Source organism: Dysgonomonas mossii (genome assembly GCF_004569505.1).
Taxonomy (GTDB): Bacteria; Bacteroidota; Bacteroidia; order Bacteroidales; family Dysgonomonadaceae; genus Dysgonomonas.
On the sequence record NZ_SPPK01000002.1, the window covers coordinates 279,501 to 293,815 of the forward strand.

General features: G+C 40.1%; 13 protein-coding genes. 5 read left to right on the plus strand and 8 right to left on the minus strand.

Translation table 11 applies throughout. The features are described 5' to 3' along the window. Positions 1–138: 138 nt before the first annotated feature. On the plus strand, positions 139–1,239 hold the full coding sequence (locus E4T88_RS06475) for a phage portal protein (RefSeq protein WP_135104658.1): 1,101 nt from the start codon (positions 139–141) through the stop codon (positions 1,237–1,239). A gap of 61 nt (positions 1,240–1,300) precedes the next feature. On the opposite strand, the gene E4T88_RS06480 is transcribed toward E4T88_RS06475, so the two are convergent. Then, positions 1,301–1,663, minus strand: a complete 363-nt coding sequence (locus tag E4T88_RS06480; RefSeq protein WP_135104659.1) for a hypothetical protein — start codon at positions 1,661–1,663, stop codon at positions 1,301–1,303. Between the two features lie 257 nt (positions 1,664–1,920). Between E4T88_RS06480 and E4T88_RS06485 the strand changes: the two genes are divergently transcribed. Together E4T88_RS06485 and E4T88_RS06490 are read left to right on the plus strand one after the other, a co-directional pair. Continuing rightward, positions 1,921–2,463, plus strand: a complete 543-nt coding sequence (locus E4T88_RS06485; RefSeq protein WP_135104660.1) for a DUF6712 family protein — start codon at positions 1,921–1,923, stop codon at positions 2,461–2,463. A 238-nt stretch (positions 2,464–2,701) separates the two neighbouring features. Then, positions 2,702–4,909 (plus strand): hypothetical protein, encoded by a 2,208-nt coding sequence (locus E4T88_RS06490; protein ID WP_135104661.1) that lies wholly within the window; start codon positions 2,702–2,704, stop codon positions 4,907–4,909. 288 nt (positions 4,910–5,197) lie between these two features. Here the strand turns inward: E4T88_RS06490 and E4T88_RS06495 are convergent, their stop codons facing one another. The 6 genes from E4T88_RS06495 to E4T88_RS06520 all read right to left on the minus strand — a co-directional run bounded on the left by E4T88_RS06495 (position 5,198) and on the right by E4T88_RS06520 (position 10,396). Beyond that, positions 5,198–5,704: a hypothetical protein gene (locus tag E4T88_RS06495; RefSeq protein WP_135104662.1), complete on the minus strand. Its 507-nt coding sequence runs from the start codon at positions 5,702–5,704 to the stop codon at positions 5,198–5,200. 68 nt (positions 5,705–5,772) lie between these two features. After that, a complete protein-coding gene (locus tag E4T88_RS06500; RefSeq protein WP_135104663.1) occupies positions 5,773–6,981 on the minus strand; it encodes a hypothetical protein in 1,209 nt (402 codons plus the stop codon). Between the two features lie 10 nt (positions 6,982–6,991). Continuing rightward, positions 6,992–7,459 (minus strand): hypothetical protein, encoded by a 468-nt coding sequence (locus E4T88_RS18260; RefSeq protein ID WP_228093780.1) that lies wholly within the window; start codon positions 7,457–7,459, stop codon positions 6,992–6,994. Between the two features lie 290 nt (positions 7,460–7,749). After that, positions 7,750–8,412: a VOC family protein gene (locus E4T88_RS06510; RefSeq protein ID WP_135104664.1), complete on the minus strand. Its 663-nt coding sequence runs from the start codon at positions 8,410–8,412 to the stop codon at positions 7,750–7,752. Between the two features lie 214 nt (positions 8,413–8,626). Continuing rightward, a complete protein-coding gene (locus E4T88_RS06515) occupies positions 8,627–9,415 on the minus strand; it encodes a hypothetical protein (protein WP_135104665.1) in 789 nt (262 codons plus the stop codon). A 156-nt stretch (positions 9,416–9,571) separates the two neighbouring features. Continuing rightward, entirely contained in the window at positions 9,572–10,396 is an 825-nt protein-coding gene (locus tag E4T88_RS06520) for a hypothetical protein (protein ID WP_135104666.1), read from the minus strand. 1,186 nt (positions 10,397–11,582) lie between these two features. On the opposite strand from E4T88_RS06520, the gene E4T88_RS18785 reads away from it, so the two are divergent. Both E4T88_RS18785 and E4T88_RS06530 read left to right on the plus strand, forming a co-directional pair. Then, the gene (locus tag E4T88_RS18785) at positions 11,583–12,323 is read left to right on the plus strand and encodes a hypothetical protein (RefSeq protein ID WP_497707117.1); all 741 of its coding nucleotides are present in this window, start codon (positions 11,583–11,585) and stop codon (positions 12,321–12,323) included. An 86-nt stretch (positions 12,324–12,409) separates the two neighbouring features. After that, positions 12,410–13,357, plus strand: a complete 948-nt coding sequence (locus E4T88_RS06530; RefSeq protein ID WP_135104668.1) for a hypothetical protein — start codon at positions 12,410–12,412, stop codon at positions 13,355–13,357. A gap of 173 nt (positions 13,358–13,530) precedes the next feature. On the opposite strand, the gene E4T88_RS06535 is transcribed toward E4T88_RS06530, so the two are convergent. Further along, positions 13,531–14,001, minus strand: a complete 471-nt coding sequence (locus E4T88_RS06535; RefSeq protein WP_135104669.1) for a hypothetical protein — start codon at positions 13,999–14,001, stop codon at positions 13,531–13,533. Between the last annotated feature and the right edge of the window lie 314 nt (positions 14,002–14,315).

A 14,315-nucleotide genomic window follows, 5' to 3' on the forward strand; every position in this document is an offset into this window, starting at 1 on the left:
GTTATGAAATGATTTATAGTATTATTACTCTGCCATGCTAATTACCAAAGTCTCTCGATTATTATAAAGAATCCCCCTCTTTTTCATCATTTTCTCCAATAATTATCTATTGATGTAATTGATAACATCAAAAACGATATGAGAAAAGAAGAAAAAACGTACACAGTAATTAAGCTGTCGGATACCGTGCGCACGTATCCCACTTTTACCAAAAACCACAAAGGCTGGATAAACTACGATCGTGACAATCTCCTGCCACAGCGCATTATCGAGCTCAACAACGAGTCGGCAATCAATCAGGCGGTGATAGAAAACAAAGTGACTTATATCTGCGGATCGGGAATTGACGGTACGGAGTATTACGGTCAGCCCAATCCAAACGATAGCTGGGACGACCTCATCGAAAAGGTAGCCAAAGACTATGTCACCTTTGGCGGGTATTGCTTCCAGATCATCCTCAACGAAAATGGCAAGAGCATGAGCCTCTATCACACCGACTTTAGTAAGGTGAGGATAGGAGAGGTGAACGATTTTGGCATCAACCTCAGCTTCTATCTGTCTAACGACTGGCGACGCACGGCAGGCAAGTATGCACCTGTGGCGATAAAAGCCTACGGCAGCGAGGAGATGCAAAAGGGCGTTCCGTATCTGTACTATTACAAAGACTATGCGCCAAGCCTCGACCATTATCCTGTACCGCAATACTACTCGGCGTTGAACTACATCGAAGCGGACGGATTGCTGGGCAAATTCTACCGCAACTCTATTCACAACGGCTTTGTGCCCTCTACCATCATCACTATGCCGAGCAACCCGAGCGAAGATCAGAAGGACCAGTTCCAAACCGATATAGAACGCAGCTATGCGGGTACGAACGGTGCAAACAGCATTGTGGTGCTTTGGGGCGAAAGTCAGGAAGTGAAGCCTGTGGTGACTTCATACACGGCGAGCAACAATGCCGACTTGTACAACAATGTGGATGAAATTATTTTTCAGAAGATTATTTCGGCGCATCGTCTTACATCACCTACCTTGGCGGGGCTGTCGGGTTCGGGCAATCTGTCGGGTAATGCCAATGAAATTATCAACTCGTTTGTACTTTACAACCAGACCGTTATTCACCAGCTTCGCCGACGGATATTGGACACACTCAGCATTTTTACGATCAACAACGGATATAAGAAACTTGAGTTGCGTGACTTGGATATCGTAGGGCAGATTTCTGATAGGGCTATATAAGAATGTGCCAATAGCTGAATCTATCAGCATATTGGCACATTAAAAATATTGGATGCAATTTTTATCTTCTTGGCGGGTTGAGTGGGCGATTAGGTCGATTGGGACGGTCGGGATAATAAAATCCGGCTTTGTCACTGTTTATCTCTACCAGCTTCCCGTTGAGGAAATGTAAAAAATAGTAGTCTGTTGGAATCCTTTCGGCTCCCGGCTCATACTGTGTATAACGCAATACTTCGAGATTACCCTCGTTGGTTTGAGTCAAGGTTACAAGCTGAAAATCGGAACCCAATCTCTTTATTACTTGCGACTTGGTCATCCCCAATTCCAACTGCTGTACACCTGTTTGTACAGTAGCACACGATGCTAAAATAAGCGAAAACAAAGCAGCGAAGAGCGTTCTTTGAAGGAGCTTAATCTTTTTCATAATGTTTAATTTTATATTTAGCTTTATAGTTAAGACCAGCAAAAGTAGTATAAGTTTAATCGCAATATGAATAAAAAGTCGAGAATAATAATAAAACTTCCGCCGTTCTTCACCGTTCTTTCGGATTTGCAATCCGAAAGTCATTCTTATCAGGATTTTAAATCCTTATAGTAAGCCTTAGGGGTTGCAAACCCCTAAGGACGAAGAGGGTAAAAGAAAGCATATCAAGTAAAAAAACAATTAAACAAAAACATAAAATGAACGAATACATACAAATTCCACTTATCACCGAGAGCCTCTTTAAGCAGCACTCTCCCGTGACAGCAAACACCGACATCACCGAGTTTGTACCTTACATCTGCATTGCGCAAGAGCTACATATAGAACCTGTACTGGGCGAAGCATTGATGACCGAGCTCAAGACACAGATAACCGAAAACAGCCTTACGGCGCACAACAGCGACCTTGTGGTGCGCCTTGCCCCCGCCTTGTCGTTCTATGCCGTCTATCAGGCATTGCCTTTCCATTGGGCTACCATCGTCAACAAAGGTATCACCATCCGTGAGAGTGAGAACAGCAAAGCCGTAGATATCAAAGACCTTGCACAACTTCGCCAGTGGATAAAGAACGATGGCGATGTGTTAAAAAATCAACTGATGAACTTTCTCTCCAAGTGTAGTGCCCACTATCCGTTGTGGCGTCCGCAAGATGGGTGCTGCGACAAGGTGATGGGCGAAGGCTCAGGTAGGAAATCGTTCGACAGCGGCTTCTACTTCAAAGGCAAGAGGAAAGGCTGCTGAGGAAAGAAATCCCCTAAACTCATTCAAGTTTAGGGGATTTTGTTTTATTTTGTCCTCCGTCCTTCGGGGTTTGCAACCACGAAACTTTACTATAAGGATTTAAAATCCTGATAAGAATGACTTTCGGACTTACAATCCCAAAGGACGTTATATCTGAAAAAGCTTGAGAGAAGTCTCAGGCTTTTTTTTATGATTCCTCTTCAAATTTATCTTTATATATACTAATAATTAAAATATTATGGCAGATAAAAGAACGTATGAAATCGAAGTTAAAAGTGATGTTGATCCTGTAAAAAAGCTTCTAACAGCTGTAAAGTCGGTAGATATAAGTAACAAAGACTTGAAAGAGACATTGAAGGATGTAATAAAAATAGAACAGGAAGCAGTAAAGATCGGCAATGAAAAATCGGAGAAAGATGAACAAATTGCGAAGCGACGAGCCAAAAACTCTGAAAAAGTGACTGAGTTATATCGTGCTATATCCACTCAAGAGCATAGTCATATAGAGAATGCAGCAAAGATGCTTGAGCAGTCGCATCAGGTAGCGGCTAAAGTTTCAGAAATAAGCGACCTGAATCAAGAATCGTACAAATTATTGATGAAAAATAATCAGGAAAAGGCAAAAGCTATTCAAGAAGAGATAGATGGTCTGACAAAGAATGCCAAATCGGTAGTAGCTGTTACCGAAGCCTATAAAAAAAAGAAAGAGATTATAGAAGAACAAGCCATTATAGCTCAAGCTGAGGCAGAGGCCTCATACAATGTACAAATAGAGAAGGCAAAACTGGCGGGCAAAAACGTTGTGGCACTCGAAGAAGCAAAGGCAGAGCAAGTAAAACGTATTAATGAAGAACTAGGCAAAGACCTGAAAAAGAATTCGGAAGAGTATTCTGCTTCTTTTAAGGGTGTATATAATAAGCTGGTAAGTAGTCTTAGCGAGAATGCAGAAATCTTCAAAGACACGACTTCTAAGAGTACAAAGGAGCTGATGAAATCAACGGCAACCGAAGCTGCCGAAATGCTGGGTATAAGCGATGAGACAACACAAGCTATCATAAAGGCGGCAATAGAGGCACAAGAAAAGGCGAAAGAAGCTACAGCAGGGGTGAAAAGTACCGAAGAGACAGCCAAAACTGCTACCGCAGAAGTAAAAAAGACCGGTGAGGAAGCAGCCAAGACCGCTGAGGCTACAAAAAAGATAGTGGACATAGATGCTACCAGAAAAAATATAGAAAAGATAAAGCTGTCGTTGGAAGAATACCGATCGATGTTGAAAGATGCAAGTGAAAAAAGAATAAAAGGATATGACGAAGAGCTGGAGGCTGCCGGAGACAACGCCGAAAAGCGGAAAGAGATAGAAACCCGCAAAGCGCAGTATATGGAAGAGTTTACGCAAGAACTGTTGATCCTGAACCAGACAAAGAATCAACTGGAAAAGAAAGAGCAAGATCTGGGGATATTGCAATGGAAACAATATGCTCAGAAAGCAGAAGAGATAGCAGGTAGCATAAAGGGAATTACAGACCAGATATCAGGTGCATTAGGATCTGCATTTACTGCTGTAAGTAAAGCTTACGATGCGGAGATAGCTTCATGGGATGAAAAAATAAAACATCTGAAAAATAAAAATGCAGAAGTCTCAAAAGAAATTGAGAATCAAGGGAAGAAAGTAGCGGCGTTAGAAGCTGCACAAAAAAACGCATCTGCTGCCGGCTTAGAGAAAAGAGCGGAGGAATTAGCGACAAGTTTAAAAGCAGAAAAGGAAATATATCAAGAACAATTAAAAAACAAAGAAGAACTCGAAAAAAAAGAAAGGGAATACGAAAGGCGAAAAGCAAAAGAGCAAGCAAAAAAAGAAAAAATAGAGAAACTAAATCGCAAAGCCTCGCTAATAAAAAATATTGGAGAAGCGACAGTCAATGTCGCCCAAGGGATAACCAAGACTTTAGGGGCTTATCCATGGCCGTTAAATCTCGCACTTGCTACTATTGTTGGTGCTGCAGGTGCTGTTCAGATAGGGATTATGACCAAGCAACTGGCCAAATTCCAAGACGGTGGTCTTCTCCACGGCAAACGCCACTCACAAGGAGGTATGCGTATCGAGGGTACAAATATGGAAGTAGAGGGCGGCGAGTTTGTTGTCAACCGAGTGTCGACCGATAAAAATCTGGGACTCGTAAAATATATCAATGAGCAACGGCGCGAACTGAAGCCAAAAGACTTCGATGCCTTTTTCGCACGTTCGTCTCAGGGCTTGGAACCGTCCTTCAAGCGTATGTTTGCTCAAGGGGGGCAGTTGCCAACCATCGAACCCGCAACCAATGTTGACAACGACAGCCTGATAAAAGCAATTCAAGCTATAAAAATAGAGCCTAAAGTTGCCGTCACCGATATTCATCGTGCGCAAGACAATATGGTAAGTGTAAGTGGCTGGTCGGGGGTATAATGGATGAATAGGAATGGATTTCGTCCCTTTGCAAAAAAGCGTGGCTCATGAGTCACGCTTTTATTATATGCAATCATTTCAATTTACTTTTTTCGCCACAAAAGGGGATTTGCAATCACCTGCCTATCGGTTGTAAACTTTCGTTCTTCGGTGTTTGCAACCCCGAAGCTCATACTATCAGGATTTTAAATCCTGATAAGAATAACTTTCGGATTGCAATTAGCAATCAACAGAGTGTAGCGTAGTTAAATCCGAAAGGACATTCGCTTGCAACCTTCATATTGCATATTATTTACTGACGTATATGAGAACTGTATTTAGTTTCTTTTTTTCATCATACTGTTTTGTTATTCCGACAAAACCCTCCGGTGGTCTGCTCCATGCGAAATCTATTTTTCCTTTTTTGCGTAGTTCGGTTTCTTTATTTGGCTGTATGCCATAGTCGTTTTCGAGTATAGATACCAACTCATTGAATTCTATAGGATTCTTATTATTCTTATCAAACTCTTTGATATATGAGATTAGCCGAAGCCCACTCTCATTAAATGTTAAAAAACAAGTATTGAATACATATCCGGCCAATTCCATATTCGTAACTTTTATCACGTTTTCCAATAGGGGGATGATTTGTATGTCTTCTGTCTTGATATCGATTAATATTTCGTATGCTTGTTCGATAGGCATACCCAGATAGAATTCACCTAGCCCGGTTATCGGTACGTCTGTTTTTACCGATTGTGCAAAAGATGTAGTGGCGGATAGTAATAAAATAAGAAGGATAATTGGTGTCTTCATAGCTTTTATATTATTTGGTGCATAATAATAGGCTGCTTTTCCCTCTTCGACTCAGGGAGATTTGCAATCTATTTATTGTCAAGGTAGTACTTTATTAAGCTGGAAGCAATTGGTGTTACAGCTTCCAGATTAATAAGAGAATCGTTAAATAGCTCTGTATGGGTATTGCCCCGAGCATCTTTTTGTTTATCCATATATGAGATTAATTCGGTTATTGTAAAAGTTTTATCTTTATTTTTGAGACCTTCCTTGTCGATTTGCTCCATATAATTTAATGTGTTGTCGTATATTTCAAAAAGACCTAAAAGCTGGTCATACCAGTCATACACTTCTTTTATATAGCAAGTATCGTTATTACGGGCAATGTATGTTGTAAAATCTCTATTTGGGAATGCCTTTTTTACTTTTTTCAACATTGCTTCGTCTCTCAGAAAGCTGAGCAGATCATTGATAGTTCTTGCATTTTTTAAATAATCCAGATTGTCAAATAAAAGTTGCTCCAAATATTGAGCACTCTCTTTATATTTCATATCGGTTTTTATTACATCAAACCTTTCTTTGTATTTTTTAGTTAGTCTTGTTTCATAATTGTCACGTCCTTTGAGTGTTTTGTATTCTTTTCCGTCGATAGTATAGTATAATCCTTTTTTTACGCCTCTGATCTCATCAGCAACTATTCTTAACGCTTCCGATTTATCGATAGGGGCTTTCTCGTTTTGTAATTTTTGCGATGTTTCTCTCAAAACTTTGCCTAAGTCTCCAATTTTATTGTTGTTTTCTACATATCTATCCAAATCTATTCTCGGTCGTTTGATCGATCTTCCTTTATGCAGGTTTATGATATCGGTATGATATGTTGAAATCATATTGTATTGATCAACAATCAGATCGAAGAGCTCTCTAAATTCTTTCCTGTAGAATGTTTCTCCATTGCAGGCGATAGTAGGTTCCAGTTTTATATGGTTTTTTATCTCTTTGTATTCGCCCGAATCGATCGTTTTTTTTGCATATACATTGGCTATTCTAATATCTGAAATTGCACTCTTATAGAGTTCAAACATTTCGGAAAAAGTATCAAAATAGTCGGAAGTGCAGCGACCGTTTACTTTCATATATTTGATATCTTCGGAGAGTGTTTTCCACAATATTATTTCCTGTGCATCGCGATGTGTTTCCGATACCCATTCGCTGCCGTCTAGGGCATAGTAAACTGCTTGTTGGGCGAATGATGTTACTGTCATCAGCAAAAAGGCTGATGATAAAATGATTTTTTTCATATTATAGGATTTAAAGATTTGCGATGTATGCAACCGACAATTTAGGTACGTTATTATTCGTTTCTATTTTCAGTAAGATTATGTTGTTCTTGGCGTCGTACCATATTGTCGATCCATCTTTTACAGAGGTGTCACCATACCTTATTTGCATTATGCGAAGTAGATGGTTGAAATCTTTTTCGGCATCGTCCCAATAGGTATATTCCTTTTCGAAACTCCCAAACCAGAGTAACTTATCGAAGCTAAGTATAGTTCTGTCAAACACGACTCCGTCTAACTCTATGTTCTCTACTTCGATATCTGTGTCTAACTTAATAGTTTTAGTATTACGTGTTTTGTGTTTTTTGATAGCATTTTGCCCTTGTTTCTTTGTCATACCAAATTTGAAATGTCCGAAACCTTCGATTGGGGGTGTTGAATTTTGAGCAAACGTTGCTAAGCTAAGCACAAAAAATGCTACGATGGTAATTTTTCTCATGATTATTGTGTGTTTGTATTTGTCCTTATCAGTAAAGATAACCTTTTTTATCCAAAAACAGCTACAATTCCCATTAATAGTGGGAATAGAAAGGTTTTTCTCTTATCCTTTACGAGAGGATTTTAAATCCTGATAAGAATAACTTTCGGATTGCAAATCCGAAAGACGAAGCAAAAGCCTTGGTCACAGGGGATTTGTAATCCCCTGTTTCTGTCTCCTTTCGGATTTCAAATCCGAAGGAACGTTGTGAATAGCCTTCATTAGGACACGAATAGTATAATATTCTAGAATTATTCAATCTCTAATATGTAATTCTCATTAGCTTCATTGTCAAAGACAATTTTTGTGGGGAAAGACTTCGCTAAATCATTTGTAGGGAACCAATTTCTCTGATTGTTTACTAATACCAACAAGCCATAATCATCTCCCAAAGCCGTAAAACTATCGGTACCTGCTTGCTTGGTAAATTCTTTTATACCGTATTTATTCGTTAGAAAGTCAGCTGTTTGACTTGCCGACTCAGATACTATACCAATTTCACTGGCATAAAGTATGGAGGAGCTATCAAACGGCTTTTTCGTTTCGTTATTCACATCAAATCTACAAATCAACTCGAGTAAATTTAGATTGTTATCATAGAAGTAGAATGATTTTGCATTCCACAAGTCGAATTTTGAAACGAAATTATTTTCATCTATCACCGGTATTGGTTGAGTTCGTGCTTTCATCCACTCAAACGCCTCTTCGAATTTATTGTTAGGAATATCAAATGCAAAATGATAAACAGGTTTGATATTTGTTTTGGTTTGGATAAAAATGATTTTAGTACTTCCCACATTGAAAGATACAGTATTTGGACTTTTATCCTCTGTTTTTACGTTTAAAACGTTGTTATAAAATAGTTCGGTTTCTATAATATTATCTGACAACAGATGTAACTCTTTAATTTTCATGTTTTTTGTTTTGTTAGTTTAATGAAAGTCAGATACTCTGCTTTGTATATAAGCAGTAATATCCATCATAGGGAGAATCGAAATCACCTGTTTTTCCGTTCTTTCGGATTTATAATTCGAAAGTTATTTTATTTGGATTTCAAATCTTATAATAAGGCTTCGGGGTTACAAACCCCGAAAGACGAAAAAGACGAAGATGTGTACTATATAGTTTTTACTGTTCGCTCCACTTGGTTTTTGTAAGATCTGTAATTACAAATTCTTTGGCTTCCATGTCGGGTTTCACCTTAAATGTGTAGTGCGTATCAGCTTCCAGTGAGCCTTCCGAGATAAAAGCGATATAAGATTTATTATCTATCGTAATTGTTATTGCGCTTGGTCCATATTCACGATTGGCCACAGCTATTGCTTTGTAGCGATTGGTGTTGTTGCTGTCTCTCAAAGGGGTTATTCTTCCGTAGTTATATACTTCAATTTTAGCATTGTCGGGTAGTCCCTCCGTTTCAAATTCGAGCAAGGCATTGGCATGTGTAAATACCAAGTCTTTGATATGCGGACTAACCGTACTTTGATAGTTGCAACACAACGCATCTGCATTGAAAAACTTTTCGGCAGTGCTCTGATCTTTTATATTGGGGTAGACGGGAGGAGTCGGTGACGTCTTCGTTCTTGTTGTATAATCTTTCGATACCAACCATAAAGGTGCATAGCCTGTATCTCCTTCTTTGTAACTTCTGTCGAATAAGAAAGGTTGGTCTTTAGGCGAAAGTACCATTATCTTGTTCTTGTCTATCGAAAAATTGTAATCAGAAGCCGAAGTACTGTAGCTATAAATGTAACCAATCATAAGCTTCCATTCGCCTCTGGCGGAGAGGTCTACTTTCGAAATCCCTTCTGCTGTTTGCAAAGGCACGCCTTTGGTTTCTTCATCTTTGTTGTCGCTGCAAGATACGATAAATAGCAGGATGATTAGGGGAAAGCAGTACCGTATAAGATTTTTCATAATATATTGGGTTTCTATATTTGTAAATACGTTTTAAGAATACAAATATAGCCTTTCTTTTGTTGATTATCGCCGGATAAAACTGTGTTTCATCCGTTCTTCGGGGGGGGCTGCGTCACAGGGGATTTGTAATCCCCTGTTTTAAAATGTTTATTTTCAGTTTACTGTTGTTTTCGGCAGATAGGTCATTTTGTGAATAGACCAGCTTGCTCCCTGAAACTTATGTTTCAAGTCTCTTGCAGTCTTGAAAGTCTCGGCATAATATTGCCCTATAGGTATGTTGTACCAATTGGCACTAACCTCATCAAAAAAGTCTTGCCAATTCTGTCTTTCTATTATAGTATTTGCCTGTTCGGCAGTAATAGTTATAGGAACACTAAACAAAGTTGAGTATTTTGCCTCCCAAAAATAGAGCTCTTCCGCTTCAGGACTGATATAGTCTCCTTCTTTGTACATAGCTTCTACGTAGAGATGCTTATTTTCAATATATACCTCTATCTTTTCTTTGTTGCCATAGCCTAAAGTTATCCAGCTGTCGGTATAGGGCTCATATTGAATCCTTAAAGCATTACCCTCAAACTTATATTTACAAACCGCATTCAAACCTTTTATAACGGTGTATGATCTTTGGTCACCCCAGCCCAAAGGAGTTATATAAGCACAACCTATAAATCCATTTATTTTTACACTGTCTGTTCCTTCAATAAAGATGATATACGAATCTCTTACCAGTTCGCCAAAGTTGAGCATACCTCCGTTCATCCGGCTATTATGCACTTGGCGGTACTTACTTGTCTCTATACCCTCTATTCCTCCTTCGCTACTGCCATTCATCGACTTAAACATCAGGCATACAGTATCGGCGACAGCTAATGTTTTGTTTTCTACTTTTGGGGGAATAATTGTATTGTCGTCCGTACAGCCTATCATTACCAAAAGGAAGGAAATAAGAATTGCTAGTTTCAAGTGTTTAGCTTTCATAATATTTGAGGTTTAGGTTTTTGTCGTTTAAAGTTAAAATATATTTGTTAAATAGGCTAATTTATTTCTTAAAATAAAACACAAATTAATTGTTTAGACAATTTTTATTGCATAACCTTTCGTCACAGGGGATTTGTAATCCCCTGTTTTTCTTCTTGTCATCCTTCGTTCTTTCGGATTACAAATCCTTACAATAAGGCTTCGGGGGATAAATAAGCTCCAATTGATACATTTCTATCCCCCTCTCTTTACCCTAAAAACTCAAGCAAAACATTCCCCATACAAGAGCGTATAACCCCAAGCAAACCCTCCTGCAAAATATAAAGCATAACCGTAAGGCTTATATATAAACATAAACAAAACATAAACTATAAAAGAAAATAGTAAAAGAAAAAGCCTGCCGCTTTTTGCACCTATTTTTCAAAAATGAGGTGTTTTTATTTTTTAGTATTATCCCTGTTTTATTTACCTTCTCTTTTCCGTCCTTTTCCTTTCTCGTCCTTTGGCGAGTAGGGGCGATCCCTTGTGGTCGTCTGTATATAAACGGGCACGGACAAGCCACTGCCCCTACATCTTTGTCACAGGGGATTTGTAATCCCCTGTCTATTCCCTGCATCTTTCAGGGTTTGCAACCCCGAAGCTCATGCTATCCCGATTTCAAATTCAAAAGAATGGCGCAGGTTACATAAAACTTCCCCACTTATTTGCATTTTATTTTTTCAAAATTATCTCATAGTACGAACCCACAATTTACAACAAAATGAATACACCGATTTACGATTGCATGATCGACGAAAGTGCCGACGACCTGACGGGCATCTATGCCATTTCGTTCGTCGACTTTCCGGCAAACCAAGTCGATTTTATCGCTCTCGACAGACAACAGGAACTACATCTTAGCCGAGATACCGCAAAGCAAGTGCTCACAGGCGTTGTGCTCAAACCCGGACAACTCATCTACCGCCATTCGCCGCAAACGGGTGACTATTACATCCGCTTTTCGGAGGAGCAGGTAGAGAAAATTGCCCGCAAGATGATGAAAACAGGCGTTGCCCTGCATAGCACCACCCATCAGCACCGGTCGCCCCTCACAGGCAACTACCTCACCGAACTGTGGATAGTAGAAGATCCCGAAAACGATAAGTCGAAAGCACTCGGATTTAGCGACCTGCCAAAAGGTACACTCATGTGCAGCTACAAGATAGAAGACAAAAACTATTGGGAAAAGGAAGTGATGAGCGGGCATGTAAAGGGATTTTCCCTCGAAGGCTTTTTCTCTCAGCAAGTTTCCCTATCCCGCATAAATAACAAAAGTATGAATAACAAAAAGAAAAAAGTGAAACAGACATTGCTTGGACGCATCGCAAACATGCTGCTCGACATCGATGCCGTAGAAAAAGCAGACACGACTGCCAGCGGCACGGCCTATGTGGTCTTTGTTCTTGCCGACGGCAAAGAGGCGTATGTGGATGCCGATGGATTTGTGACGCTCGATGGTGAGCAAATGGCGGCGGGAGAACACAACCTGTCGAACGGAAACCTGCTGGTAGTAGACGAGAACGGACAATTTGTGGAAACACGAGAGCCTTCGGACGATAAAACCAACCCCGAAGATGCTAAAGCCAAACAAGCGTTGCGAAACAAGAAAAGAGGAGTCAGGCTGTCCGACTTTGACGGAAAAACGGCAGAAGCCCTCAAAGCCAAGATTGCCGAAATGCAGGCTACCATCGAACAACTCCTGCAAGCCCTCGACGAAGCAAACGGAATGCTCGAAGATACCAAAACACAGGTCGAAGAAATGCGCCGCAAGACACCTTCGGCATATCCTGCCGTACAGCTTTCGGGCACAGGCAAGTCTCCTGCCGAGATGAGCACAGCCGAGCGCATGGCAGCGGCTCTTAACCAAACTATCAACAGAAGAAAATAATCAATATGCCAATACGCTGATCCGAATTCATATTGAATATGATTGGCACATTGGGATATTCTCACATTAAAAAATTGAATAAAATTATGGCAAACATTTACGACATTTCATCACTTACTTATCAACCGTCGTCTAACATGGATTGGTTTACAAAAGCCATCTTTGGCGGAAAGCTGATCGAAAAAGGAAAAATCACACCTGTGATCGGGGTGAAAGACGCTACACAACTCAACCTGATCGACCTCGAAGGAAATATCCTTCAGGCAGACTCACGCGATTGCTCGTGGACACCAAACCAGATCGCCAAACTGAGCGAAAAAGAACTGAAAGTAAAAACCTACAAAATCAACCTTGAGCAGTGCATCGACGACCTCGAGCGCAAACGCACCGTATGGATGCTTAGTCCGGGAGCCAAAAATCAGGAATTACCCGCCACCCTCGAAGAGGCAACAATGACAATCCTTGCTTCGGAACTTAGCAGCGAGATAGAAACTAAGATATTCAAAGGCGACAGCTCGGCAGACGCAAACGACTTCGACGGAGCCGTAAAAGTGTTGACCGACAGCACACAAGCCATTAAGCTATTGGGCGTATCGCTTACAAAGGCAAATGTATTGGCAGAAGTAGAAAAAGTATTCGCTTCCATCCCCGAAGATGTAATGGCGATGGGCTTGGAAAACGGCTCGCTGAACATCTACGTTTCGTACTCGGCATACATGAAGGTCAAAATGGCGTTGGGAGGCATCTGGGGCGACAATGTAGTGGTTAGTCCAAACTTTGCAGTAGAGGGCGACTCGGTGCGCTATATGGGCGTGGAGATTGTTCCGGTGAAAGGGCTTGACGATAACGATATGATAGCCGCCGATTCTAAAAACTTCCTTGTAGGTACAGACCTCGTTCGCGACTTGGAGGAAATCCGTTTAGGGCAGTTTGCTGCTCCGAACGATAATAAGATTTTCATCGACGGACGTTTGCGCCTTGGCTTTGCTATCCCTTTCGAAGACGAAGTAGTATTTTATAGTCCGAGCAACTAATCGGCTGTTATATCTACCGACTTCTTGTTTGCTGTTCTTGTCATCTTTTCGTGTTATACACCGTTCTTTTGGATTTTAAATCCTTATGATAAAGCTTCGGGGTTGCAAACCCGAAGGACGAAGGAAACAACGTTCGACGTCAGTCAATTCAGGATGACAGAAGAGAGAAAAGACTACCGCTTCAGTTTTTTAGATATCCATTTTAGGAGATTGTCTCCAATTTGATTGAAGTTGATAGCAGTATAATAATAATACGAGAAACTTTTTCCTTTCAATGACTCGACTATTAATGCTATACCTATAATCAATAATATAGATTCTAATGCAAAGTATAAGTAATATCTATTCGGTTGGACACTTTCTTGTACAACACAATATTCATTAGGAATGTATCTAATTAAGATAGAATCGCCAACTAAATAATTTCTAGATATTCGTCCTGCATTTAAGTTATTACCCTCTATGCTTACTGTTGCTCCCGATCCACCTTTAAAGTGTCGAATGTTTATTATTTCAGTTTTTCTTAGCTCTCCGTTTAGTCTGATATATCTGTCAGTCCAAGAAAAGTAAAATGATATAGCGAATATTGACACTAAAAAGATGCCAACTAGAAGTACAGTAATATTTGGTTTTCGTATAGTCATAGTTATTTCAAAAATAACAAAACAAATGAATAAGCATTTATGTCAAAAGGAGAAAAAACAAGAATGAATGTGACTCTGTCCTCTTGCTTCGTTCTACGAGGATTGCAAACCCCCAAGGACGAAGGGTATTAGAGGAGTAGGGGCGAACCCTTGTGGTCGCCCGTATATAAACGGGCAGGGACGAGCCACTGCCCCTACCTATACGACACCGTCCTTTGGGATTTATAATCCAAAAGCGATTCTTATCCGGATTTTAAATCCTTATAATAAAGCTTCGGGATTGCAAACCCCGAAAAACGGAGAGGATAAGAACA